Origin of the sequence: Streptomyces sp. NPDC058773, from assembly GCF_042746015.1 — a bacterium.
Lineage (GTDB): Bacteria > Actinomycetota > Actinomycetes > Streptomycetales > Streptomycetaceae > Streptomyces.
Genome location: NZ_JBHYPE010000009.1, coordinates 96,128 through 121,602, shown reverse-complemented (window position 1 = coordinate 121,602; position 25,475 = coordinate 96,128). Strand labels below are relative to the sequence as shown.

17 protein-coding genes and 1 pseudogene are annotated in these 25,475 nt (G+C 72.4%); 3 read left to right on the top strand and 15 right to left on the bottom strand.

Translation table 11 applies throughout. The features are described from left to right. Positions 1–16: 16 nt before the first annotated feature. The 11 genes and pseudogenes from ACFW5B_RS11085 to ACFW5B_RS11035 all read right to left on the bottom strand — a co-directional run bounded on the left by ACFW5B_RS11085 (position 17) and on the right by ACFW5B_RS11035 (position 13,509). Entirely contained in the window at positions 17–3,433 is a 3,417-nt protein-coding gene (locus tag ACFW5B_RS11085) for an SAV_2336 N-terminal domain-related protein (protein WP_386436629.1), read from the bottom strand. A gap of 3 nt (positions 3,434–3,436) precedes the next feature. Further along, positions 3,437–4,390, bottom strand: a complete 954-nt coding sequence (locus tag ACFW5B_RS11080; protein WP_386436627.1) for an AAA family ATPase — start codon at positions 4,388–4,390, stop codon at positions 3,437–3,439. Continuing rightward, positions 4,387–6,522 (bottom strand): trypsin-like peptidase domain-containing protein, encoded by a 2,136-nt coding sequence (locus ACFW5B_RS11075; RefSeq protein WP_386436624.1) that lies wholly within the window; start codon positions 6,520–6,522, stop codon positions 4,387–4,389. Before ACFW5B_RS11075 ends, ACFW5B_RS11080 begins: the two co-directional genes overlap by 4 nt. Beyond that, a complete protein-coding gene (locus ACFW5B_RS11070; protein WP_386436621.1) occupies positions 6,522–6,902 on the bottom strand; it encodes a CU044_2847 family protein in 381 nt (126 codons plus the stop codon). Before ACFW5B_RS11070 ends, ACFW5B_RS11075 begins: the two co-directional genes overlap by 1 nt. 75 nt (positions 6,903–6,977) lie before the next feature. After that, on the bottom strand, positions 6,978–7,148 hold the full coding sequence (locus tag ACFW5B_RS11065) for a BBE domain-containing protein (RefSeq protein ID WP_386436888.1): 171 nt from the start codon (positions 7,146–7,148) through the stop codon (positions 6,978–6,980). Positions 7,149–8,131: 983 nt separating this feature from the next. Then, positions 8,132–8,608 (bottom strand): annotated as a pseudogene (locus tag ACFW5B_RS11060) (FAD-binding protein); the annotation flags it as partial. A gap of 189 nt (positions 8,609–8,797) precedes the next feature. Beyond that, positions 8,798–9,826, bottom strand: a complete 1,029-nt coding sequence (locus ACFW5B_RS11055) for a zinc-dependent alcohol dehydrogenase family protein (RefSeq protein ID WP_386436618.1) — start codon at positions 9,824–9,826, stop codon at positions 8,798–8,800. Positions 9,827–9,946: 120 nt separating this feature from the next. Next, positions 9,947–10,198, bottom strand: coding sequence for a hypothetical protein (locus ACFW5B_RS11050; protein ID WP_386436616.1), 252 nt, complete (start codon positions 10,196–10,198; stop codon positions 9,947–9,949). Positions 10,199–10,299: 101 nt separating this feature from the next. Then, complete coding sequence (locus tag ACFW5B_RS11045; protein WP_386436613.1) at positions 10,300–10,740, bottom strand: hypothetical protein; 441 nt, start codon at positions 10,738–10,740, stop codon at positions 10,300–10,302. 211 nt (positions 10,741–10,951) lie between these two features. Next, entirely contained in the window at positions 10,952–11,911 is a 960-nt protein-coding gene (locus tag ACFW5B_RS11040; RefSeq protein WP_386436610.1) for a hypothetical protein, read from the bottom strand. A gap of 134 nt (positions 11,912–12,045) precedes the next feature. After that, the gene (locus tag ACFW5B_RS11035) at positions 12,046–13,509 is read right to left on the bottom strand and encodes an amino acid permease (protein ID WP_386436607.1); all 1,464 of its coding nucleotides are present in this window, start codon (positions 13,507–13,509) and stop codon (positions 12,046–12,048) included. A gap of 769 nt (positions 13,510–14,278) precedes the next feature. Between ACFW5B_RS11035 and ACFW5B_RS11030 the strand changes: the two genes are divergently transcribed. Continuing rightward, positions 14,279–15,667 carry an NAD-binding protein gene (locus ACFW5B_RS11030; protein WP_386436605.1) on the top strand — a complete coding sequence of 463 codons (1,389 nt, stop codon included), beginning with the start codon at positions 14,279–14,281 and terminating at the stop codon, positions 15,665–15,667. A gap of 409 nt (positions 15,668–16,076) precedes the next feature. Here ACFW5B_RS11030 and ACFW5B_RS11025 read toward each other — a convergent pair whose 3' ends face one another. Beyond that, complete coding sequence (locus ACFW5B_RS11025; RefSeq protein WP_386436602.1) at positions 16,077–17,708, bottom strand: helix-turn-helix domain-containing protein; 1,632 nt, start codon at positions 17,706–17,708, stop codon at positions 16,077–16,079. A gap of 211 nt (positions 17,709–17,919) precedes the next feature. Next, positions 17,920–19,116 carry an acyltransferase family protein gene (locus ACFW5B_RS11020; RefSeq protein ID WP_386436885.1) on the bottom strand — a complete coding sequence of 399 codons (1,197 nt, stop codon included), beginning with the start codon at positions 19,114–19,116 and terminating at the stop codon, positions 17,920–17,922. Between the two features lie 493 nt (positions 19,117–19,609). Here ACFW5B_RS11020 and ACFW5B_RS11015 point away from each other — a divergent pair, with 493 nt between their 5' ends. Then, positions 19,610–20,443 (top strand): undecaprenyl-diphosphate phosphatase, encoded by an 834-nt coding sequence (locus tag ACFW5B_RS11015; RefSeq protein ID WP_386436599.1) that lies wholly within the window; start codon positions 19,610–19,612, stop codon positions 20,441–20,443. A 593-nt stretch (positions 20,444–21,036) separates the two neighbouring features. Further along, entirely contained in the window at positions 21,037–23,004 is a 1,968-nt protein-coding gene (locus ACFW5B_RS11010; RefSeq protein ID WP_386436596.1) for a SpoIIE family protein phosphatase, read from the top strand. A gap of 93 nt (positions 23,005–23,097) precedes the next feature. Here ACFW5B_RS11010 and ACFW5B_RS11005 read toward each other — a convergent pair whose 3' ends face one another. Beyond that, the gene (locus tag ACFW5B_RS11005) at positions 23,098–23,922 is read right to left on the bottom strand and encodes a hypothetical protein (RefSeq protein WP_386436593.1); all 825 of its coding nucleotides are present in this window, start codon (positions 23,920–23,922) and stop codon (positions 23,098–23,100) included. Further along, on the bottom strand, positions 23,922–25,196 hold the full coding sequence (locus tag ACFW5B_RS11000) for a VWA domain-containing protein (protein ID WP_386436590.1): 1,275 nt from the start codon (positions 25,194–25,196) through the stop codon (positions 23,922–23,924). Before ACFW5B_RS11000 ends, ACFW5B_RS11005 begins: the two co-directional genes overlap by 1 nt. Positions 25,197–25,475 lie beyond the last annotated feature (279 nt).

The following is a 25,475-nucleotide window of genomic DNA, read 5'->3' as shown; positions in this document are numbered from 1 at the left end:
CTAGTCGGCGCCGGGATCACGGTGTGTGACTGGGAAAGTCCTCCGCCAGCAGCGCGGCCAGGTCGAGGAACGCCTCATGCGTACGGGAACGCATCCGGGCGAGATCGATGTCGCGCTGGCTGTCGAGGCGGTAGTCGAACGGGACGAAGACCGTCCCGCCCGGATGACCGCGGAACTGCTCGGCGAAGTCGTCCCGCCGCAGCGGCCGGTCCGGTCCGGGCAGACCGGTGACCGCGAGGACCGCGTGCTCGGCCAGCTCCGGATAGCCGCGGTGCGCCAGAGCGGTCAGCAGCGCCCGGGTCTGCCCGATGCCGCGCTCGGTCATCCGGGCCACGACCACCAGACGGTGCGTCATCGAGAGCACGGTGTCGCTGACGCTCTCCGTCCGCAGATGGGCCCAGTCCGCGAGGACGACGGAGAAGTGCCGGCTCAGCAGCTCCATCAGCCGGCGGTACTCCTCCTCGTACACCGGAACCGGCGTGGTGCGGCCCAGGCCGTGGGTGAGCGCACACAGCCCCGACGGGCCGTCCAGGGTGTGGCGCAGCACCTCCTCGTAGCTGCCGAGCGCGGGCAGCGCACGAAGGAGGTCGTGGCGCAGCCGGGCCGAGCCGCCGCGGTTCAGCCGGCCGGCCAGCTCGCCGACCGCGTGGCCGGCATCGAGCGCGATCACCCGGCCACCGCGCGCGGCGGACAGCAGCGACCCCAGCGCGATCGTGACCGTGCTCCGGCCGACATCGCCGTCCACGCCGACGACGGTCACCCGGTAGCTGAACCGCAGCCGGGCACGGATCAGTTCCAGCTTCCGCTGCTGCTCCGGCCCCCACCGCCGCCGCCCCGGCAGGGGCACCGCACCGCCGCCGCGCAACGGCTTGGCCGCCGCTTCGGCGGGCGCCGCGGAGTCGTTGTCGAGCGGGATCTGCGGGCCCGGACGGAGCGAGAAGCGGGCCGTGCCCCGGCCGTCCGCGTCGTCGGCCTCCGTGTCGGCACCGCCCGTCCGCAGCTCCGTCGCCAGCGGCACGTAGCGGGCGAAGGCCTCGGCGACCTCACCGGCGGCCGGGCGGTGGCGCGGGTCCTCGGCCAGGCACGCCGTGACGATCTCGCGCAACGGTCGCCAGGTGTCGCCCTGCCACAGCGCCATGTCCCCGCTCTCCGCGGACTGCGGCACCCGGTGCTTGTCCCCGAGCCGGCGCAGGATCTGGCCCAGCGACTCGACATTGTCCGCCGTCGTCGGGACGGCTTCCGCCCCGCGGGCCCGGAACCTGCCGTCGATGCCGCACCGGCCCAGTCCGGTCAGCATCAGCGAGCGCCCGACGACATGCACGCTCTGCGGTGTGAGTTCGGGCAGCACCAGCCCCTTGAGATGGCAGAGGTTGACGGCGCTCGCGAGATGCCATCCGTAGGCGATGGACAGCAGGGTGTCGCGGCGCAGCTGGGTGCCGCCGGCGGCCCGCAGCAGGCTGCTGAGCTGCGGCGGCGGACCGCCCTGGTCCTGCCCGGACGGGCGGTAGAGCTGCATCGCCAGCCACGGCGGCTCGTCCCGCAGGCCCGTCGCGAGCAGCAGCGGTGCATACTGGCCGGCCATCCGCCCCAGCGCCTCCGCCTCGGTGGCCAGCAGCGCCGCCGCCTCGTCCGGCGCGCCCGGCCTGATCACCCGGACCGCTGCCTCCTTGCCGGCACGGTCGCGGCCCAGGTAGACGAGCGACCGCGCGCCGGGCTGCCGGCCGTGCAGGGTGTACGGGCCCAGCCGGCGCGGGTCGCGAGAGGTCAGCGGGCGCCAGCCGTCCGGGTCCGCCGGCTCCGTGTCGTCCTCCGGCGGCGCGACCTGGACGGAGGCGCCCAGCCGGGACATCAGACGCCGCTCCACCGAGGAGAAGGCACGCGAGCCGGACGGGAGATGGTCCATCCCGTCCGGATGCGCGAGCCAGGCGGGGAAGTCGGGGGAGCGCCCGGCCAATTGCTCCAGGCGGCGGCCGATGTGGCGTCCGGTGCGCAGGAGTTCGGGCGTGGACACCGCATCGAGGAGCGCGGACTTGGCCGTCTCGGCGAAGTCGAAGATCCGGTGCTGGTCCCGCAGCGGACCGGCCACCGGTGCCTCGACGGGCTGCATCAGACCGCCCAGGAACACCTCGGCCAGATGGGCGGTGTCGACGGACCACGGCACCGCGGACTGCACCAGCCGCATCACCGGCACGGACACCGGCGCGACCGCCGCGATGTGCGCGGCGAGCCGGTACGCCTCGGGCGAGGCCGCGTCGCGGAAGCGCCGCACGGTGTCCGTGCCGTCGCCCGACGGGACGACCGAGCGCCCGGCCGGGGCGTGCAGCAGCGGGAGCCGGACCGTGCCACCGGTCGAGGCGAGCAGCCGGGACCAGGCCGCGACGGGACCGGCGGAGGTCTCCAGCACCGGCACCGGCAGCCCGTGGAACGGCGCGAGTTCGGCAGGCAGCACCGGATCGCTGACGCTCCAGGAGGCCCCGGCGGCACCGCGCCGGCGGGTCGTCACCCGCCAGTGGTCCGCCTGGATGCCGGAGCCGCCCCACAGCCGTGGCGGCAGCGCATGCAGCACCGCCACCGGCCCGTTCGCCGCCCAGCGCCTCAGCACCCGGTGCATCCGGCCGTCCCGCCAGGCGGCGCCCATCCCGTCGCTCAGCAGCAGGATCAGGGTCTGGCCCGACGGGTCGGCCAGCACCGCCGGCGGCAGGGTGGTGGTGTCCGGGGCGAACGGGCGGCCGCGCAGCAGCGGGGCATCGGGCCCGCGGGTGTCCAGCCCGTGGACGTGGACCATGCGGAACGCGCCGATCCGCTGCATCATCGTCCGCCACTCGACGGCCAGCCGCCGCCACAGCAGCATCGACATACCGTCGTCCACCACGAGCGCGAGGTCCAGCCAGCGTTCCTGCCCGGGACGCAGCACGACATCGGGCAGCCCGCTCTCGGCGAGCGCGGCGGCCGTCGCCGCCTCGTCGAACTCCTGGATACGGCTGGTGGTCCGGCGCTGCCGCAGCGGGCGCAGGGCGCGGCCGATGCCCAGCTCGCCGAGGAGCGCCTTGTTCTCCGGCACCCGCAGCGGAATCGCCGCACTCGTCTTCGGCGGCGGCGGGAAGTCCCGCCGGGGCGTACGCGGCACCGTCCGGGGCTCCGGCGCGGCGTGCAGATCGCCGCCGAGATCGTCCAGCGGCAGCACGTCAGGGGGCTCCGCCTCGGTCGCGGGCTCGTCGACCGGCGCGGGTGGCGGCGGTGGCTCCGGGCACCCGCCGGCGTCGGGCGCGGCGCGATCGGGGCCCAACGCCCGTGCGAGGGGCGCCGTTTGCTGCCCGGTCGGCAGCCGCCCGGCCAGCCAGAGCGCATCCAGCAGGGAGTGCCGGTCCAGCTCGACACCGGCCCCCGCGAACACCGCGAGCACCTCCCCGAGCCGGTCCGGTCCCCCTGTCATCGGTCAGACGGTCCCGCCGAGTTGGTGGAGCACGGCGTCCAGCAGTCCGTCGGCGTCCAGGTCCACCCCGCCGGCGCGCAGGAAAACGGCGTTGAGCAGCTGGTCGGTGGCGAGTTCGCCCGGACCGCGGCGCTGCAGGAACGACCTGAGCAGGTCGTCCACGCCGACCAGTGCGCCGTCACCGAGGTGGGCCGCCACGATCGCGCGCAGCCGCTCCTCGTCGGGCGTGGGCAGGTCCAGCCGGATACAGCGGCGCAGGAACGCCGGCGGGAAGTCCCGCTCCCCGTTGCTCGTGATCACCACGACCGGGAACTCGGTGCACAGCACCTTGCCCCGCTCCACCGTCACCGGGTCCTGGGAGTCGGCCGCCAGGACCTGGACCACCGACTGGGCCTCGGGCAGCCGGGCCAGCTCCGGGATCTCGAAGACGCCCTCCTCGAACACGGTCAGCAGATCGTTGGGCAGATCGACGTCGCCCTTGTCGAGCTCATCGACGAGCAGCACCCGCGGCCGCGGGCCCGGCACCAGCGCCGTGCCCAGCGGACCGAGGCGGACGAAGCTCCCGATGGACGGCTCGGCCTCCCCGCGGTCACGGCTGAGGGTGGTCTCCCGCAGCCGCCCGATGGCGTCGTAGCGGTACAGGGCGTCCTGGACGTTCGCCCGGCTGTTGACCGGCCAGCGCAGCACCTCACCGAGGCCGAGTTCATGGGCGACGGCCCTGGCCAGCGAGGACTTGCCGGTGCCGGCCGGCCCGGTGACCAGGAGCGGCCTGCGCAGATGCAGCGCGGCATTGACCACGTCGGCGTGTTCCGGAGCGATCAGATACGGCAGGGGACCCGGGGCGCCGCGCCGGGCGCCGCCGAACCTGCGCCAGGGCGGGGCCTGCGGCAGGGTGACCCGGCGCTGGGTGCCGTCTCCCTGGAACAGCCGCCAGTCGGCGGCGGGTTCGGGGTTCATAAGAGCTCCGTGGGTTCGGACAGCTGGAGTTCGGGCAGGGCGCGGTCGGGGTCGGCCCAGGCGAGGACGGGCCTGCCGGGGTGGTCGGCGGGGCGGTGCAGGGTCTTGGCGCGGTAGGAACGGATCTGTTCGGGCAGTGCACGGGCCGGGGCGTCCGCCACGTGCTGGACGGCGTGCGACGCCTCGTGCGCCGGACCGCGGTCCCACAGCACGACGGGGACGCCCATCGCCAGACACAGCTGGATGATCTCCATCCGGGCCCGTGCGGACACCTCCACCGACACCCGGGCGGCATCGCGGCGGTCGAGCAACTTGCCGTACACCTCGCGCACTCCGGTGGAGGGGCCCATGATGCGCAGAGGGCCGGCGGACTCCAGGTGGTCCCAGCGGTGCCGCCAGTCGGTGAGGAAACGCTCATTGCGCCGCAGGAGTTCCGGGCAGTGCACGACCAGGGCGTACTCCGCGCCCAGCACCCCAGGGATCAGACCGTCCGGCTCGGTGAACTCCCACTCGTCCACGGGGAGTTCGAGGCAGTCCCGGTCGAGGAGGACCTCGACGACCGGCCGGACGCCCTCGGGAGCGGACCGGCAGAGCCGCTCCAGAACCCGCAGCACCGCCTCGGCGGTCTGCGCCGCGGTGTAGCGGCGGCCGGTCTCGGTCGGCTCCCGGTGCGGCCCCATCCCGTCGTCGCTCCACAGGCGCAGCCCGAAGGCGTCCGCACCGGCCCTGACCAGGTGCACCAGCAGGCGGGGCGGACGGGTGCGCCGGCGCCGCCCGAGGGCCCATTCGTCGGCGTCGGCGCGGCGCTCGCGCAGCGAGTACGGGGGGAGGCCGAGCCGGGTGGCGACGCGGTTGGCCCACATCCGCAGCCGGGCCCGCTCCGTGGCGGGACACAGCACCGCCACGAACTCCATCGCGCGCAGCAGGCCGGGCACCCGCTCACCCGGACCGGAACGGCTGTCGCCGGAGAGTTGTTCCAGACTGCCCAGCAGCTCGGGGAACCCGGCCTCATAGGGGAGTTCGGCGACCAGCGGCAGCGCGGCCCGCACCGCGTCCGGCAGCAGCTCGGTGACCTCCGGCGGCAGCCCGGTCACCAGGGCCAGCAACTGGTCGTGCTCCTGCGGCGACAGCAGCCGGGGCACCGTGGACAGCCTGCCCGCCGCGATCAGCGCGCAGACCGCTGACCGGTCCTTGTAGCGAAGCTCTTCGGTCAGCGCCGCCAGCGCCCGCTCCTCGGTCACCAAGATCCGCGCGAACTCCTCCGGCGTCGGCGCGGACGCGTCCATGGGGTGCCCGAGCCCGCAGCGCTCGGCGACAGCCCTGGCGTACTCGGCCCGGAACATCGGTGTGGGCAGCACATTCGCCAGCAGATCGGCGAGCACGGCATGGGCCGGATCGTCATCGTGGACCGGCCGTTCCAGCAGCGCTCCGGCGCCGGCCGCCCGCAGCTCGGTCTCGATCCGCTGCCACGGGATGCCCCAACTGCGGCGGGTGACATGCCGGGAGCTGTAGGGCTGGTCGACGGGCGGCAGCATGCAGGCCGTCACGAGTCCCACGACCGCGCCCTCGGCATCCGACCACAGGGGGCCGCCGCTGTAGCCGGGCCCGATCGCCATACCGGACAGCGCGCCGTCCATATAACCGATGCGGCCGTCACAGGACTTCACCCGGACATCGGCGTACGAGCCGCTCAGCGCGCTGCCGTGCCAGGCGCGCACCGACTGGCCCACCCGCATCGGCCGGAACTCCGGCGGAGCCGGGCAGCACAGTGCGGTGCCGACCCTGAGGACCGCCAGATCGCCCGCCCACTCCTGCTCGCCACGGCCCGGCGGACCGTCCGTGTCGTCGAGCCGGCGCGGCGGGATCCAGTGGACCGGCTGCGCCTCGTGCAGCTGCGCGCCGGACGGACCGTGGGTCTGCACCCGCAGGGTGATCCCCTCCGGCCGGCCGGCCTCGAACATCTCCTTTCCGAGCGCGTCATTGACGACATGGGCGCAGGTGAGCAGATGATGCGGCGTCAGTACCACGGCCGCGCCCGCCGATTTGCCGTCCCCGGCGTCCAGCACCGACGCCACCCGGAACCGGGGGTCCGCCGCATCGTCGGTGCCCGATACGGCGCGGAACCAGCCCACTAGTCCGCCCGCTGCGGCTGCCAGGTCGCCGTGATCGTCAGACTCGCGTGGCCGTTGGCCCCGACGATGCCGAGCTTGAGATCCTGGCCGACCTGCACCCCGAACTGCACCGACATCTCGTGCGGCGGGCGTTGGGAGGCGATGACCGCGTCGTGGATCTCCTGGAGCAGGGGCCCGAGCGGCTGCAGCGTCGTCCGCATCGCCGCGAGGGCACCGGCTCCGGCCGCCGCGCCGCCACGGGCCACGGGGACGGTCGGGCCCATGCCGTCCGGCAGGTCGGCGTCCTGGGATTGCGCCGGGGGCGCGGCCGCGGTCGTGGGGGCCAGTTCGAGGCAGACCGACGTTCCGTCGGCGAGGCTGAATTCTGTGAGTTGGGGCACACCTCCATTGTGCCGATCAGCGGTGCTCACGGCAGCGGAACGGACGGATCATTCCCGCAGGCCGCCGCGGCGCGGTCAGTGGGTGTACGGCCGTACGGACTGGGCGTGCCGGAACACGTTGCGCGGGTCCCAGTACTCCTTGACCGCTTGGAGGCGCGCGTAGTTGTCGCCGTAGTACAGGCGGTGCGAGGGTTCGCCGGAACGGTTCCACTCGGGGTCGTCGAGGTCGGTGTCGGGGTAGTTGATGTAGCACCCGTCGGTGACCGGTTCCGGCTGCCCGGCTGCCGGGGTGCCCGTCGGCGCAGGATCGGCACCCCGCCGGTGTCCTGGTAGACGTCGTGGTAGAACTCGCGGATCCAGCGCAGATTCGGCGCAGCGATCGAGGGGTCGTCAGGGGAGTCCTGCTGCCGGCTCCAGTACGTCTGGTACTGGAGCTTGAGCACGGAACTGCGTTGGTGGACCGCGGTGTCGGAGCTGTCGGGGAGGTTGATCGCACCGCCGTACGAGTCGACCTGGAGCAGCGCCTGGGGGTTGTCGTAGTCCTCGCGTGACAAGTGCCGGTAGATGGCGTCGAGTTGCGGCTCGGTGAAACCACGCCTCATGTAGGCCGACTTGTACTTGCCGCACTGGTTGGCGCCGGAGCCGTTGAGCGTCTGGGTGGCGGTGAGCCACGGCAGCCGGGTCGGCTCCTCCAGGCCCTCCATGGGCGCGTGCTCGCCCATCCGCCGGTCCAGTGCGGTGGATTCGACGCCCAGATCCCGGGTGATCCACTCCAGGAAGGCGTTCAGCCGCTCCACACTGTCCGGCCTGGTGGCGTCGAGCTGGGTGATCAGTCCGATCTGGCCATTGGCGCGGTGGTTCAGCTTCAGCAGGGTGAACATGTCGCTGTAGTCGCCGCGGAGGGGCGCCGGGAGTTCGGTGGTGTTCTCGTACTCGAAGAACAGCCCGTAGTTGCGCACCAGCGACTTCAAGCGGTCCGGGTGCCCCGTCAGCTCCTCCCACGGCCACGCCACGGCGTGCAGCAGCACCTGGGAGGGCGGCTTGGGCAGCCCCTTGAACCAGTACCGGGTCACCACACCGAAGTTCCCGCCGCCCCCGCCCGTATGGGCCCACCACAGCTCCCGCAGCTCCGGTTCGGGCGAGTCGCGGCGCGCGATCACGACCTCCGCATGCTGCCCGTCGCGAACGACGACGACCTCCACCGCATAGAGGTAGTCGACGGTCAGCCCGTGCTGCCGGGACAACAGCCCGTACCCGCCGCCGGCCACATGCCCCCCGGCGGCCACCGAGTAACAGGAGCCGCCGGGCAGGGCCACCCCGAACGGCGCGTAGAGGTGCGTGGCGGCATGCCAGTTGTTCGCCCCCGACTCGACGCAGTACGCGCCCCGCTCCTGGTCCAGGTAGGCCCGGTCCAGCTGCCCGAGGTCGATGATCACGCCCACGTCGTCACCGCAGACGAAGTTCTCGTAGCAGTGGCCGCCCGACCGGACCGTCAGGCGCCGGTGGAGGTCCTCGTCGGGACGGTGGCTCGCCAGATATTTGTTGACCGCCGCGACGATCTCACTCGTCGAGCTGACCACCGACACATAGTCAGGTGTCGCGAGAAAGCGCTGGTTGAACCCCCTTCGCAGCGCCTCGTAACGGTCGTCGCCCGGTCCCACCTCGATCCCGCACTCGGCTCCGGCCAGGATTTGATCGACGGCCATGGTGCTGCTCCCTCGTCCTCGTCGTCCTCTGCGAAATGGCAGCGTAGCGTTACCAGTGACTACTATCCGTGACGATCGCGGGTGGTGTGAGTCCCTGAAAAGAGTGAACTTGTGGGTCGGGGCCGGCCCCCGGCCTCTCGTGCGGACGGACTGGTGATCCGGTGGCCTGGTGGCCGCCGGTGCGTCCGGTCAGCCGGGTGTCAGCACGGCGGCCCCGTGAACCCGGTCGGCTGCCAGGTCCGCGAGCGCCTCCGGCGCACGGCTCAACGGGTAAGGGCTGACGGTGACCTGAATGCCGATCCGTGCCGCGGTCGCCAGGAACTCACGGCCGTCCTCCCGGGTGTTGGACGTCACGCTGCACAGATTCCGCTCGTAGAAGAGATGGCGTTGATAGGTGAGCGGTGGGATGTCGGAGAGGTGGATACCGGCCACGGCGAGGGTGCCGGAGCGGTCCAGCGCTTCGAGCGCCACCGGCACCAGATCGCCCACCGGCGCGAAGAGGATCGCCGAGTCCAGCGGTTCGGGCGGCCGGTCGTAGGCGCCGCCCGCCGAGGACGCGCCCAGCTCCAGGGCGAGTTCACGGGCCTGCGCGGATCGGGTCAGTACATGGACGGTGGCCCCTTCGGCCAGTGCGACCTGCGCCGCCAGATGCGCCGACGCGCCGAAACCGTAGATCCCGAGCCGGCCGCCGGGGGGCAGCGCACTGCGGCGCAGCGCGCGGTAGCCGATGATCCCGGCGCACAAAAGCGGCGCCAGCAGCGTGGCGTCCTGCGACTCCGGGAGCGGATAGGCGAAGTCCGCGGGCACGACGGCGGCTTCGGCGAAGCCGCCGTCGGCGTCCCAGCCGGTGTACACCGAGGACGGACAGAGGTTCTCGTGGCCCGCGCGGCAGTAGCGGCAGACTCCACAGGTGCCGCGCAGCCACGCGCCGCCCACCCGGTCCCCGGCCCGGAACCGCGTCACGGCCCCGCCCGTCGCGGTCACCCGGCCGACGATCTCGTGCCCCGGCACGGTCGACGCGCGGTGCGGAGGCAGGTCGCCCTCCGCCAGGTGCAGATCCGTACGGCAGACACCGCAGGCCTCCACCTTGAGCAACAGGTCATCGGGGCCCGGGTCGGGAGCGGGACGGCGGACCGCTACCAGCGGCCCGGAGGTGACCGGGCCGGGATGGCGGACGGCCCAGCCGGACAGTGCGTCCGGGCCTGAAACGGGGGCCATGGCTCCAGGATGGCGCGCTCCGGGGAGCCGGACAAACGGTGCGCCGCGCCGGTCTGCCGACGCTCGGCCGGTTCGCCGCGCGGTGGCTCCGCGCAGCGTTCCGCCGGGGGCCGGGCCCGCTCAGCCGAAGGGCGTGATCAGCTTCCGCAGCAGCCTGGCGAGCGGATGCTTCCTGGCGGCGGGAGGGGCGCCGGGAGCGGGACCGGGAGCAGGGGCGGCGGCCGTGTCCGGCGGTTCGACCGGCGGGGCATCCGGCCCGCTCCGGCGCTGCGCCGGAGTCTGGGGTGCGGGCGGCTTCGTGTGCTTCGTGCGGCTGCGGGCGGCCTCGGCGCGGACGAGCGCGCCAAGAGCGGCAAAGACGTCGAGGGGCATGCCGAATCTCCTGCGGTGGGGTGCCGAGAGCTGATGACGGCAGGCCGCAGTCGCCCCGGGCCCCGCTGCGGGGAGGAGGGGGCGGATGCGGCCGGGCCTGCTCAGCAGCGCAGGACGGCCACGCACTTCGGTGATGCGGGAACGGCGGCCGTGACGACAGCCGTGGAAGAGGCGCTCCCCGACGTGGTACGGGTCTCCTCGGGAAGGGAGTCCCCGAGTGCTTTGCCACCGGCCCCCGTGGGGACCTGGTGGCGGAGATGGCAGGCCGTTCCGTCGCACTTGCGCCGGACGCCGCTGCCCGGATGCTTGCCGTCGCCCTCCGTGGACGCCAGCACCTGGCCCGCCGGAATGCAGGGCCGTTCGGCCTGCGCGGAAACGGCGGGGGCGCCGGAGCGGGGCGGGCAGCCGACGGCATCGGGCGCCACCGCTTCGCAGCACCCGATGCTGAGCGCGGCGTGCAGCAGGGCCAGTAACACGAGCAGCATCAGCACGCGCCGGCCGCCGGATGCCGCGGAGCGGCCGGTGCCGGCGGTGTGGCGCATGCGCATCTCCCAACCCTCTTCGGGAGGGGATCGATCCCCCGAAAGAGGACAGGGCACGCCAAATACGCCGCAAGGAGCGACAAAACCACCCGTTCCGGCTATGTGCTCCTGTGTGCAGGCCGTACGCATACGCCGCGCTTCGCACGTCCGTCCGCACGCAGGCGCGGTGGGACGCCGGCTGGTGCCGCCCTTCGGCGCCGCCGGCCCGCGCCTACCGGTCGGCGTCGCGGGTCGCGTACCGGCTGTGGTAGTGCGAGAACCGCTCCACCGGGTCGCCGTCCAGGCTCCACGGCCAGGGCGTCACCACCCCTCCGGTGGCGCGCAGCGCGGTCCCGGCCTCGGCCGTGCGGCCGGCCTTGATCAGGGCGTAGGCCAGCAGGTTGAGATCGGCCAGGGCGGCCGCGTGGGTGAGGAACCCCGGGCCCGACCAGTAGTGCGCCGCCTGGTCGAGGGCCTTGGTGGCGTCGGGGCGCCGCCAGATCTCCGCGGCGCCGACCGCCATCAGACCGCCGCCGGCGAGCGCGCGCTGGTGGCTGCCGACGAGCGCGGTGAGTTCCAGACCGGCGGCGGGGGCGCTCGGCGGCATGGCGGCGCGGACCCCGTCGAGCAGATCCAGGACCAGGGCGCTGGAGCCGCACTCGTCCGGTGAGAGATACCCGAGAGCCTGCAGATGCGCCTCGCGGTTCCATGGATCGCGGGCCTTGATCTCGCGCCAGACCGCCGACAGCTCCGTGGAGGGGCGCTGCTCCAGGCGGAGCGTGGCGAGGAGCAGGGTCCACGGTGTGGGGTCGGCGGGGAGGAGCTCGGCCGCGAGCCGGCAGGTCTCATCGGTGACGTGCAGATCGACGCCGGAGCCCTGCTGCCGGGCCTGGAGGAGATCCGACCAGGCGTGCAGCAGCAAGGCGTGCGGGTCCTGCGGGCTGTGCTGTCGCCAGATGCCGGGCAGCGACCGGCCGGCGGAACGGGCGAGAACCGAGAGCCGGTGGGCCTTGCGGTCCCAGTCCTGGCCGGTCTCGCTGAGTACGTCCGCCATCGAGGCCATCACGGCGGTGTCCAGTGAACCGCGGGACCAGCACGTCTCGACGCGGCGGCGGACCTGCCCCAATGTGCGGTCGTCGAGCTCGGGGACCAGGCGGGGAAGGCTGCCTTTGCGGCGTCTGAAGACGGGCATGAATACGGGGGCCTTCCGGTTGGGAGTCGTCTGTGGAGTTGAGCAGGCGTGCTGCCGGGGGGTGGCTCTCCAGGCGAGACTACGGGCAGGGGTATGCATAGGCATACCCCTGCCCGTATGGCAGACCAATCAGGTCAGCTGGAGGTGAGGCTCTCCTTCTCGGCGGAACCGCGGCCGAGACGGTCGCGGACCAGGGAGACCGCCACCACCACGGCGGCGAGCAGCACCGACAGCAGGACCTGGATCCGGCCGCCGCCCTCGCTGTCGTCGGTGAGCATGTAGACCAGCACGAACGAGATCATCGCGATCGTCGCCCAGGTCAGGTACGGGAAGAGCCACATCCGGACGATCAGCTTGTCCGGGCTCTCGCGGAGGATGATCCCGCGCATCCGGAGCTGGGAGAAGCAGATGACCAGCCAGACGAAGAGCGCGACCGCACCCGAGGAGTTCAGCAGGAACTGGAAGACCGTGGTCGGCCACAGGTAGTTGAAGCCCACCGCGATGAAGCCGAAGAGGACCGAGGCCAGGATCGCGGCCTGCGGGACACCACGGGAGTTCGTCCGGGCGAAGGCCTTCGGGGCGTCGCCGCGCTGGCCCAGGGAGAAGGCCATCCGCGAGGCGGTGTACAGGCCGGAGTTGAGGCAGGAGAGCACCGCGGTCAGCACGATGACGTTCATGATCTGGCCGGCGTGCGGGATGCCTATGGAGTCCAGGGCCGCGACGTACGAGCCCTTCTTCTCGATCGACGGGTCGTTCCACGGCAGCAGGGAGACGACCACGAGGATCGAGCCGAGGTAGAAGATGCCGACCCGCCAGATGACGCTCTTGGTGGCCTTGGTGACCGCGCGCTCCGGGTCCTCGGACTCACCGGCGGCGAGGGTGACGATCTCGCTGCCCATGAAGGAGAAGACGACCATCAGCACACCGGTGAGGATCGCGGTGGGTCCGTTCGGCAGGAAGCCGCCGTGCGAGGTGAGGTTGGCGAAGCCGGTTGCCGCGTTCTCGGAGCCGGGCAGCACACCGAAGATCGCCAGACCGCCGAGGACGATGAAGGCCGCGATGGCGACGACCTTGATGCCCGCGAACCAGAACTCGAACTCACCGAACGAGGAGACCGAGGCGAGGTTGGTGGCGGTCAGGACGACCATCACGATCAGGGCCCAGGCCCACTGCGGGACGGCCGGGACCCAGCTGGTGAGGATCGCGGCACCGGCGGTCGCTTCCACGGCGAGCACGACGACCCAGAAGAACCAGTACAGCCAGCCGATCGAGAAACCGGCCCAGCGGCCGAGTGCCCGGTCCGCGTAGGCGGAGAACGAACCGGAGGTCGGGTTGGCGGCCGCCATCTCACCGAGCATCCGCATCACGAACACGACCAGCGCGCCGACCAGGGCGTACGACAGCAGGATGCCGGGGCCGGCCGCGGCGATGCCGGAGGCGGACCCCACGAAGAGGCCGGCGCCGATGACCCCACCCACGGCGATCATGGAAAGGTGGCGGTTCTTGAGGCCCGACTGCAGACCAGACTGCTCCGGAGACTGCCCGTGCCCCGACGGGGTGGGCGGAGCGGCCACGGGGCTGGGGGGAGGTGTAGTCATCTTCGACTTCCATTGCGGGTTGGAGGGGTCATGCACGGGGTGACTGCTGGGTCGCCTCGGTGTGGACGGACGAAAGGGCCGGCCGGAGGTGGTGGCGATAGTGGCCCTGACGAACTTCGAAGGCCAGACGGGGAGTCGCGGCCTTCGGATGCCTGCGCGGGTGGGGGAGCGCTCCTTGCGCCTCCGCGCTACTGCCCGTCCTCCTCGTGAGAGGTGAGCCGCATCACGTCCGGATTGGGATTTGCGTAAGCGTATGTGGCGGTGCTCGGCGGCGTATTTGTGAGAGTGGACAAATTCGTTCCGGATGGCTGTCCGTCCGGCTAATGCGGAGGACGGGAACGGGGGGCTCGCGCTGCGGGCGCACGAGGGGCGACCGCGGGCGCCGACGGCTTCCCGCGTCGTCCCGGAGCGCCTCGGGACGGGTGCTGGTGCGGACGGACAACGCCGTCGGGGAAGCCTTGGCCGCCGGAACAGAGGCCCCGGAGCGCCCGCGCCCTAGCGTGAGTTCGGCCCTGGGGCCGGTCGGCCGGCCCCGCCGCCGGCCGACGAGCAAGGGGACTCCATGGCCACCCTTCCCTCCGCCCGACAGACCCGCACCGCTCCGGCCGCCGCGCCGTCACCCACACCACCAGGGGAGGGCGGCCGCAGTGGGACGGGGAACGGAATGTCAGGTGAATGGAGCGCTGAATCTCCGCCGGAATATTCGACGGGCGAAGACGTGGAAAACGGTCCAAGTCCGGTAAATCGGGCGGATCGAGGTGCCGGAATCGTGGTGATCGGCGCGACCACGCTCGCGCGCCGGGTCTGTGCCTCCCTCGGGGAGAGCGGTCACCCCGTCGACCACCTCGCGGCACCGGACGACCACGACCTCCGCAGGGCGCTCTCCGCCCAACCGGCCGGGGTCGCCGTCCTGGTGGGCGACGATCTGTCCGCGCTGCGCTACGCCCTCGCGGTACGCCATGTCTGCGACACCGTCCGGATCGTCGTCACCGTCTTCGACCGCACCGTGGCACAGCAGCTCCGGCTGCTGCTGCGCGACTGTGTGCCGGTCTCACCCGCCGACCTCCTGGCACCGACTCTGGCCGGTCTGTGTGTCGACCCCGACGCGCTGGCCGTATGGGACGACGGGAACGGTGCGGTGGCGGTCCGTCCGCGGCAGGGCCGGCTGGTGGAGACCGTCTGGCGGGCGAGCGCGGCCGCCCGGCGGCGGGCGCTGCTGGGACGGCTGCGCGGGCAGCTGCAGCCCCATGACGCGGACGCCCGCCTGCTGCTCATCGGGCTGCTGGGCATCGTCGGCGTCCTGGTTCTGGACTGGGTCTGGCTGGTCGCCGCGTTCCACAAGCCGGTCAGCACCGCCTTCCTGGAAGCCGCCCGGGTCGTGGCCGGGGTGGGGCCGGCTGCGCCGCACGCCGGCCATCCCGGGTACGAAGTGGTCTCCGGGGTGGCGATGCTGGTGACGGTGGGCTTCACCGCGCTGCTGACCGCGGGCATCGTGGACCGGATGTTCGGCCCGCGGCTGGTCGGCGTCCTCGGGCCGCGGGTGCTGCCGCGTGCCGGTCACGTCATCGTGGTGGGGCTGGGACAGGTCGGTCTGCGGCTGTGCCAGACCCTGCGGCAGCTGGGGGTCCCGGTCGTCGGGGTCGAACGCGAGCCCACCGCCCCGAACTTGCGCCTCGCGCGGTCGATGGGGATACCCGTGGTGCTGGCGCACGGCGAGGACCGGGCCGTGCTGGCCCGGCTCGGCCTCGGGCGGGCCCGCGCGCTCGCCGCCGTCGGCTCCGACGAGCTGGACAACATCGCCGTCGCGGTCGCCGCCCACGGCGTGGCACCGGACGTCCGGGTGGTGCTGCGGGCCGGTGAGGACGAGGCGACCGCCGAGACCCGTTCGCTGCTTCCGCTCGGGCTGACCCGCGACATCGTCCGGACCAGCGCGGCCTTCGTGACCGCTCATCTCACGGCCGGGACGGCCGGCGCGGAGCCGCGCCGCGTGGTGGCCGGCGCCGACTGGGACCATGTCGATCTGCCCGGCCGCGGTCTGGTCGGCTGGCCGGTCCCGGCCGGGGACGACTGCGGCCATGTGCCCGGCGGCGGCGAGCCCGACGGCGGCCGGAGCGCCTGGCCGGGCGCCCCGGCGGTTCCGCCTCAGTCCTCGCCGTAGGCGCCTGCGTCGGACGGCACGCACGCCCTGTTCGGTCCAGATGATCTTGCCGTTCGGGGTGTAGCGGGTGCCCCAGCGCCGGGTGAGCTGCGCGACGATGAACGGTCCGCGTCCGCCGTCGTCGGCGGTCCGGGCGTGACGCAGGCGCGGCGTCGTCGGACGGCGGGCCGGTCAGCAGGGTCTTGAGCACGTTCCCGCCGATGTCCTTCAGCGTCTCCCCGGGCACCGCGAGGGCACTGCACTCGTCATCGCCGGCCCGTCAGCTCAATAGAGCAATATCGCCCAGTTCAGGAGTTGTTGACCAGTGGCGGTACCGAGGAGCCGGGTACTTGGGAACCGGCCTCAGCGGCCTTCCGTGCGGAGAGGACGCCGCACGGCGCGGTATCCCGGCCGGCCCGCCGCGCCCCGCTCAGCCGGCGGGCGGCAGACGCAGCTGGAGCATGGCCAGCAGCCGCTGGTCCGGGCGGCTGAGGTCGAGACCGGTCAGATCCTCGGCCCGGCGGATGCGGTAGCGCAGCGTGTTGGGGTGCACATGCAGTTCGGTGGCGGCGGCCCGGACGTCGCCGAAGGCGTTCAGATAGGCGAGCACGGTCTCCGCCAACTGCCCCTGGTTGCGGCTGTCATGGGCGATCAGCGCGGTCAGCCGGGGGTCGCGCATCTCGGGGTGCGCGGACAGCAGCGACAGCACCTCGCTGACGAGCACCTCCGCCTGGATGTCCGGCAGCGCGGCGACCGTGGTGGCGACGCCGACGCTCAGCATGGCGTCGAGGATGCGGTCCGCCTCCCGGCGCGATTCGGGGATCTCCCCGAGCCCCGGCACGATGCAGCCGACCGAGCCGCGCAGCGACAGGCCCAGGTGGCGCCCGGCGGCGTCGGTGATCTCCTGTCCCCAGCCGCGCAGCGTGCCGGTGTCGATGCTGCGCGGCAGCTGCGGCAGCAGCACATAGATCCGCGCGTCGACCTGGGTGACCACGGCACTGCTGTGCCGGGCGGCGGTGTGCACCGAGATCAGGTTGCTGACCTCGCCGCGGGCCAGCTCCGGCGGAGTGGCCTCGGCCGTCCCGTACGAGAAGCCCAGGACGGCGGCCGGGCGGGCCGCGTCCAGGGCCAGGTGGCTGGCCAGTGGCTGGGGCCCGGTGCTGCCCTCCAGCAGCCCGGCCGCGAGTGTACGGGTCAGCGTCAGATCGGCGGAGAGCTCGCGGCGGCGGCGCACCAGATGCAGGGCGGCGACCCGGGCCGCGCCCAGCAGCGCCTGGTCCGCCCGCTCGGTCAGCGGCGTGGAGCCCTCCTGCACCCAGATGACGCCCAGTTGCCGGTCCCCGGACCGGATGGCCACCGCGAGCCGGCGGCGGATGCCCAGCTCGGGGTGGGCGTCGATGTTGATCACGTCGTCGGAGGTGCGCAGTCGCTGGAAGACACCCCACTCGCGCAGCCTCGACAGATACGCCTCCGGGCCGTGCCAGCCCAGGATGGACCGCCGCCGCAGGTCGTCGACCTCGTCGTCATCGGCGGACCGGGAGTAGGCCAGCACGCGGTTGGCGGTGTCCTCGATGCTGACGATGCCGCCGGTGAGGATCGCCGTGGTCTGGGCGAGGGAGAACAGGTCGCCCTCCTCGGCCCCCTCGCCGGGGCGGTCCTGCGGCGCACTCTCCAGCGCCGCGCGGGCCAGCGCGTCCACCTGCTCCCAGCGCGCCTCACCCCGCACGGACAGCAGCGCTATCCCGGCCTCGACGGCGGTCGCGCTGAGCGCCGCGGCCTGCCCGGGGGCGTCCAGCTTCACCGCCACGGCGGCGGCGCCGTCACGGCCGCCGGCCCGCAGCGCGGGGAACGCCGCACGCCCCCGTGCCCCGATGGCGAGGATCAGCTCGCCGGGGTGGGCCATCGGCGGGTCCTCGGGGTCGAGCAGCGCGACGCTGCGGATCTCGACGTCCAGCCCGGCGGGCGCGGCCTGCAGCTCCACCAGGGGCTCGCCCAGCGACATCAGCAACTGGCGCAGGCTGATGCCCGTACGGGGTGGCGGTGCCGCGGCAGCGGGATCCATGATCGGCGCCTCTGCAGGGTTCGGATGGCCGGGGCTCATCGGGCTGCCGGCCCTCTCCCGGGTACGTCCGATCACGTTGTGTCAAGCGCCCGACCGGCCCGAGAGAGAGCCATCACCGCAGGTATGAGCCACGCCAACTGTCACGCCCACAGTACTGGTGCCCCCTGACCCGGCAATCGGGGCCGTGCGGGAGCCCGAGGCGGCACCGCCCCTACTGGGGGGCGTCTCCCCGACCTCCGTGGGCCTGCGACGCCGACGGTTGCTTCCCGGCCGCCGCCGCACCGGCCCGGGGCTCCCTTCTGAAGGCCCAGGCCATCTTCGGCTCCATGGCGAAGCGGAAGACCCGCTGCACCGGCGGGGTGCACAGCAGGGTCACGACCGCCGCGGCGATGAAGGTGACGGCGACGGCGCCCCACGGGGTGCGGACCCAGCCGGTGTCGTACCAGTCCCACCAGCGGGAGCCCTTGGCGAGGAAGCCGTGCAGGAGATAGCCGTAGAGCGTGCCGGCGCCCAGTACGGTGCACCACATCCGGCGGCCGGGCACCCAGGCCAGGAAGCACGCCGTCAGCACCAGTGAGCAGCCGAACAGGGCGGGCTGCATCAGGGCACCCACCCACCAGGGAGCGCCCAGCTTCTCGGCGCTGTCGGTGTGGTAGAACCATGCGTCGTTCATCCGGGGCACGGCCCAGTACGCGAAGGCCAGCGCCCCCGCGAGGACGGGCAGCGCGGCGATCCGCACCGGCCGGCGCCGCACCAGGCTGAAGTGTTCCGCCTTCAGGCACATCCCGAGGACGAAGTACGGCAGGAATTGCAGCACCCGCTGCAGGTCCAGCTCGGTGCCGACATCCGGGGACGCGGACGCCGCGACGGCGATCGCGAGGGCCAGCGGTACCGGCCACCGCACGATCCGCCACAGCGGTGCGGTGAGCCGCCAGATGAACAGCGCTGCCAGGAACCAGGTGAGGAACCACGGGTCCAGCAGGCTGACCGTGAAACCCGGGATGTCGCCGGCCCAGTAGCGGAACAGCGCGAAGGCCGTCTGGAAGACGACGAACGGGACGGCGACTCCGGTGACCAGCCGCTGCAGCCGGTCGCGGCGCATATCGAAACTGCGCGAGAAATAGCCGGAGATGACGGTGAACGCGGGCATGTGGAACGCGTAGACGAAGCAGTAGAGGGCCGCCGCGGTCCGGCTGCCGTGGTAGTACGGCTCCCAGGCGTGCCCGACGGCCACCAGCACGATGGCCAGATACTTGGCGTTGTCGAAGAAGGCATCGCGCTGTTTGGGCGGGGCGGGAGCCGCCGGTTCGCCCGGGGCGCCGGCGGGGTGGCGCGCCGGTTCGGCGGGCGCCTCGTCGTTCGCGGGCCGGCCGGTGCCCTGCCGGGTGGAGGACCTGGGGGCGGGGATCACGACACGGCCTCCCAGTGGTCCGTCGGCCGCCGTGGCCGTCTTGCCGTGCCGGTGGGGGCGATGACCATGGCGATCGTGGTGAACGGCATACCGGCTCCTCGGGTGGACTGCTGCGGGGCGGGTGCGGCGCCCGGCGGGCGTGCCCTTCCTCCCCCTGGTCGTCTACAGTGTTGTAGACCGTCGGTCGAACTGTAGATGCCGGGATGCGCCACAGCGCACCCCGGCCCGGCACAGGAGGGGCGGGTGGCATATCTCAAGGCCCGTCCGTCCGCGCCCAGTTCACCGTCGGCCACGGGCTGCGTTCATCCGTATCGGATCACGGCGGCCCGCCGCCACTCGATGTGGCAGTCGTGAGCCATCTCTCCCCGTCCGCGCCCGCCCGCGGGGCGTACCACACCGGCGCCCGCCGTCCCGCCGGACCGCGCCGCCCGTCGGCCGGACCGCCGCGATACCAGTACAGTCACCACACCGACCACCCGAAATGGACCCCATGAGCGCGATCAGCATCGGCCAAGCCGTCGTCCTCGGAGCCGTCGAGGGGGTGACGGAATTCCTTCCGGTCTCCTCCACCGGCCACCTCAAGATCACCGAAGGCCTGATGGGCATCCCCGTCAACGACAAGGCCGTCGTCGCCTTCTCCGCGGTCATCCAGGTCGGTGCGATCGCCGCGGCCCTGGTCTTCTTCTTCAAGGACATCGTGCGCATCGTGGGCGCGTGGTTCCGCGGACTGCGCAACCCTGAGGAGCGCTACCACCACGACTACAAGTTCGCCTGGTGGGTGATCTACGCCACCCTCCCGATCGTCGCCGTCGGCCTGGCCGCCAAACCGCTGATCGAAGGCCCGCTCGCCTCGCTCTGGGTGGTGGCCGGCTCACTGATCATCGGCAGCGGTGTGATGTGGGCGGCGGACCAGATGGGCCGTCACAAGCGCGGTGAGGACGACACCTCGCTCAAGGACGCCATGCTGGTCGGCTGCTCACAGATCCTCGCGCTCCTCTTCCCCGGCTTCTCCCGCTCCGGCGCGACCATGTCCACCGCCCTCATGCTCGACCTGGAGCGCGTCGCGGCCACCCGGCTGTCCTTCTTCCTCGGCATCCCGGCCCTCACCGGCGCCGGAATCTACGAGCTGAAGGACGCCATCGGCACCGGCGCGGCCGTCGCACCGCTCGCCATCGGCACCGTCGTCTCCTTCGGCGTCGCCTACGCCTCGATCGCCTGGCTGCTGAAGTTCGTGGCCAAGCACTCCTTCAACTCCTTCGTCATCTACCGCATCCTCGTCGGCGCACTGCTCTTCGGCCTGCTGGGTACGGGCGTCCTCACCTGACGGCCACCACGGGCGGGCCGGCGCTCGGCCGCACGGAGGGCCGGCGCGGGCGCCACGGCCCCCCGTTGCCGTGACGAATCCGGAAGCCGGCTGAACGCTCCCGGCGCGCGCTGCGTATCCCAGGGTGAGCCGAGGAATTTTCCCCGATTCCCGGCTCGGCCCCGGTTTTGCCTGTGAACCCGGGCCGTGCGGTTCGCCCCGCCCCCGCTACCCCCTGGCAGGGGCGGGGCGACCGCCCGACTGTGGGTCAGTGTGGTCCCACCCCTTCCGCTGACGCTGTTGTCCTTGCCGCTGGAGGGTGCACAACGGGATCTGGACGCCGTGCGAAACATGACGCTTTCCGGTGTCGCCGCCGCGATGTACGTCGCCTGGAGCCGCGTCACCAGCCTCTCCGGTCAGCACACCTGGATCAACGGCCGTTCACCAGGAAAATCCACACATCACCTCCTATCTTGGTGAAGACGGAAAGAACGTGAGTGATGGCGCGTGCCATCCTGTGCGCACGTGCCCATGCTGCTGGGACGGTGTGCACGGTGGATTCTGCGCATGCGGGAGGCCGGCCTGGTCCGCGATCTGCGTCGCCACCGTTGGTAGTGGCCGAGCCACAATCCGGGACCTCACTGGCCACCGCGCTCATCGATCCCGACGGGCGCGTCCAGCTCTGGAGCGACGGCGCTGAGGCACTGACCGGCTATCCGGATCAGGAGGTCATCGGCCGGGACGCGGCGCTGCTCGCCGACCGGACGGAGCTACGGGGAGGAGCGCTCGTCCAGGAAGTGCTGCGCACGGCCGACAGCGTGCACACGGACTGGCTCCGCTGCCGCGACGGTACATGCCGCAGCGTCACCTGGCACCCCGTGCCGGTTCCACTGGCGACCGGTATGGGCGTACTCGCCGTGGCGGTGCCCGAGGCACAGGTGACCAGCCAGGGCCACGCGGTCATGCTCGACCATCTCGTGCATTCCTCCCCCGTCGGCCTGGCGGCAGTCGACACGGAATTGCGCTTCGTGTACGTCAACGAGACGTACGCCCGCGTGCATCGCATCTCCGTCGAACAGCATCTGGGCCGGTCCGTCCTCGAAGTTCTGAACCTGCCTGATCCGGAAGCGATCGAAAGGATGCTGCGCCGGATTGTGGACGAAGGGGAGACCATCGAGAACATCCGGGTGGCGGCCAACAGGCCGGACGGCGATCCGTACGAGGTCATCGGAAACCTGTTCCCGCTTCAAGGGCCCGACGGCAGGATCCTGGGCGCGGGAGGCATCGTCTACGAGTTGACGGACGGTGGAGGGGAGCTCCTGGACACGGCCCGCGGCCGGCGCAGGCTGGAACTGCTGGGCCAGGTCAGTGCCAGGCTCGGCCAGGGGCTGGACCCGCGAACCGTCGCGGCCGAGCTCGTAGCAGCCTGTGTTCCGGGATTCGCCGAAGCCGTCGAGGTCGATCTGCTGGAGAGCGCGGCGCAGCCGGCCGCCGATTCCTTCGACGCCCGCGCGGCGGAATCCGGCGAGCATCCCGCTGCCCCGCCGGGGCCTCTCTTCCACCCCCTGAATCTCACGTCAGGCGCCAGCAGGCCACGTCCCGAGGACGAGCTGCCCCAGCCGCGTCCGACGCTCCGGGCCGCCGCCCAGTGCGTCAACTCGGCGCAGCCGGTGGCATTCGAGACCACCAAGAAGGACGGGGCCGCACTGCACGGCATGGCGGTGCCGCTGATCGCGGTCGGCAGGATGATCGGAGCCGTGACCTTCCTGCGTCAGGTGGATGCCTTCAGTTCCGAGGACGCGCTCCTGGCGCGCGAGATCGCGGCCCGTACCGCCACAGCGATCGACAACGCGCTGCTCTATCGACGCGAACGGCTGGCAGCTCTCGCGCTCCAGCGCCACCTGCTCCCCACCCAGCTGCCCTCGGCGAAGTGGTTCCAACTGGCGTACCGCTACCGTCCGGCCGAAGACGACACCCTGGCCGGGGGCGACTGGTACGACGCGGTGCCCCTCCCGGGCGGCCGGATCGGGTTGGGGATCGGTGACGTGATCGGCCATGGCGTGGGCGCCGCCGCCGCGATGGGCTGCTACCGCTCCTCGGTGCACGCGCTCCTGGCAGTTGGACTGCCGCCAGGACAACTGCTCACCCGCTTGGACGGGTTGTTCGCCGGCAGCGACGGTGAACTCGCCGCGACCTGTACCTGCGTCGTGTACGACGGGGGTGTGGGACGCTGCCGCATCGCACTCGCCGGGCACCCGCCCCCTTTGCTGGTCAGGCCGGACGGATCGGTGGCCCTGCTGGAGTGCGAGCCGGGGCCGCCCGTGGGGATGGGCCTCCACGAGGTGTACGCCGACCGGGAACACCCCGTCCCGCCGGGGAGCCTGGTGGTCCTCTACACGGACGGGATGATCGAAGACCGCAACGCGGTTCTGGACCTCGACCAGGGAATCGCGCTCCTGAGCCGTGCCGTCCGCGATCCGAAGGCACCCCTGGACGAGATCTGTGACGCGATGACGGCGGTACGTCCAGCCAACTCCACGGACGACGCCGCGCTCCTTGTCGCACGATTGGGCCGGCTCTGAACGCCGCCGGCAGCGGCCATGGGCCGTTCCCGGGCGGGACGCGGCCCGGTGTGCGGGGCGGCCACGGCCAACTGGCCTGGCCGCCCCGGCCGGTCAGGCGCCCGGCGGCAGGTGCGACGGGCGTCCCGCGCCCCGGGTGAGGCGGTAGCCGGCGATCCCGCCGAGGGCCGCGAGCAGCCCGCCCACCGCGGTCCAGATCCAGCGGTCGGACCACCAGCCCGAGGACCAGCCGCCGTCCGGTTCGTCGAGGGCCGCGGCGGCTCCGGGAGCGCTGCTCTCCTCGGCCTGCGGGGTCGCGGTGCCGGCGCCGGGCACCAGGGGCGCGGCGAGGCTGCCGTCCACCGCGTGCGCACCGCCCATGTCGGCCGTGGTGGCGTCGACCTCGGCGCGTACCGGCAGGCCGAGGTCGTCCTTCGGCAGGTCGGTGACGGTCAGCCGGACGTAGTAGCTGCCCGGCAGCGGGTCGTTCGCCCACGGCTCCGCCCAGGCGCGGACCGTGCGCAGGGTGCAGGACAGTTCGACGGAACCGGCGTCCTGCTCCGCCGTCCTGGTCTGCGCGCCGTACATGCACGACTGGCGGCGGCGCAGGCCGTCGTAGACATCGAGCTGCCAGGTGGCCGCGCCGTGCCGGGCGGCCTTCGGGAGGGTCACCTCGGCCCGTACGGTGGCGCGCTGTCCGGCGTCCACGGGCAGTACCCAGTAGAGGTAGTCACCGGTGGAGGCGCTGGCCGTGGCCCGCTGGTCCGGCTTGATCGCGGTCGCGGTACGGAACGAGGTTCCGGCCTCGGTCGGCGCGGCCGTCTCGCCGTCGGCGCTCGCGCTGGGGGAGGGGCTGTCGGCGACGGCGGTGCCCGCCGGGCCGAGGAGCGCCGCGCCCGCCAGCACGGCGGCGGATATCAGTGTGCGTATGGCACGCATCAGTTGGTCCTCCAGACGGTGATGCGCCAACGGGAGATCCAGCCCCACAGCAGGCCGGCCAGCAGCCCCGTGAGCACCATCGCGATCAGGAACCACCAGCCGTGGCCCAGGCCGAAGAAGGCCGCGTCGGAGGCGTCATCGGGACCGTCCACCAGGTCGACGGTCAGCTCGACCGGCAGGCCCGGGTCGGTCTTGACCGAGGCGGGCGCCGAGAAGGAGTTGCTGACCTGGAGGCAGACGGTCTCCTTCGCGGACTCGTCCGCCTCGTCCGAGGAGTCGAGCTGCGGCTTGGGGTAGCGCAGCCCGGAGGAGATCACGTCGGTACGGCCGTCACCGGCCTCCGCGCCGCGGACGATCTCCCGGCCGTGCACGGTCGAGGCGCGGAGCAGGAGGCCGTAGTCGTTGTTGACCGCGCGGTCGGCGCCGATGCTCACCGAGGCACGCAGCTCCTGGCCGGGGCGGACCGCCACCCGGTACCAGCGGTGCTCGGCGAACTTCTCACGGTCGGTGTAGACGCCGGGCTTGAGCTCCGGGGCGCCGGCGCACTGCTGGGTGCCCTCGGTCGGTTTCGGGGTGACCACGGGCTTGGCCGCGCGGTCCACCAACTGGTGTACCCGGTCCCGGAGTTCCTTGGTGTGCTGCACCGAGGTGTAGGTGCCGCCGGTGGCCTCCGCGATACAGCTCAGCTGGTTGCGGGTCTTGGCGTCCGGCAGCAGTCCGAGGGTGTCGACGGTGAGGTGGATGCCCTTGGCGGCGATGTCCCGGGCCACCTGGCAGGGGTCGAGCGGCGCGCACGTATCCTCGCCGTCCGTGATGAGGACGATCCGGCGGGACCCGTCGCCGCCCTTGAGGTCGTCGGCCGCGCCGAGCAGGGCGGGGCCGATGGGCGTCCAGCCGGTGGGGGCGAGGGTGGCCACCGCGGTCTTCGCCTCGGTCCGGTCCAGCGGCCCGACCGGATAGAGCTGCCGGGTGTCCTTGCAGCCGACCTTCCGGTCGTCGCCGTGGTAGTTGGCGCCGAGGGTGCGGATGCCGAGCTGGACGTCTTCCGGGACGGCGTCCAGCACCTCGTTGAACGCCTGCTTCGCCGCGGCCATCCGGCTCTGCCCGTCGATGTCCCGGGCCCGCATCGAGCCGCTGACGTCGAGCGTCAACTCGACCTTGGGGGAGGATTTCGCCACCGGCTCACCGGCGGTGGCAGGTGTGGGTATCAGCGCGACGGCCATCGCGGCGAGCAGGCCGCACACCCCGGCCGCCAGCCGTTTTCTAGTGATCATTGCCGGATCGTATGGAGAAACCCCCCGCAGGCCAAAACGGCCTCAAGAGCGGGGCGGAGAACGATCGGTGGCTGGTTCGGCCGGCGGGTGCAACCCAGTGGTCCGGGTGCCCCGATCCGCCCTCCCCGCGGGCGCCGTCCGCACCGTGCGCGGTCTCCCCGCTTCCCCCGCCTGCCGCTGAGATCCGGCCATTGCGGCCGACGGCTCGCCTCCCGTACCGTCGGGGCTCATTGCGTCTCACTGAATGGCGTTGAGTCCCAATTGGTGGGACACGCCGTG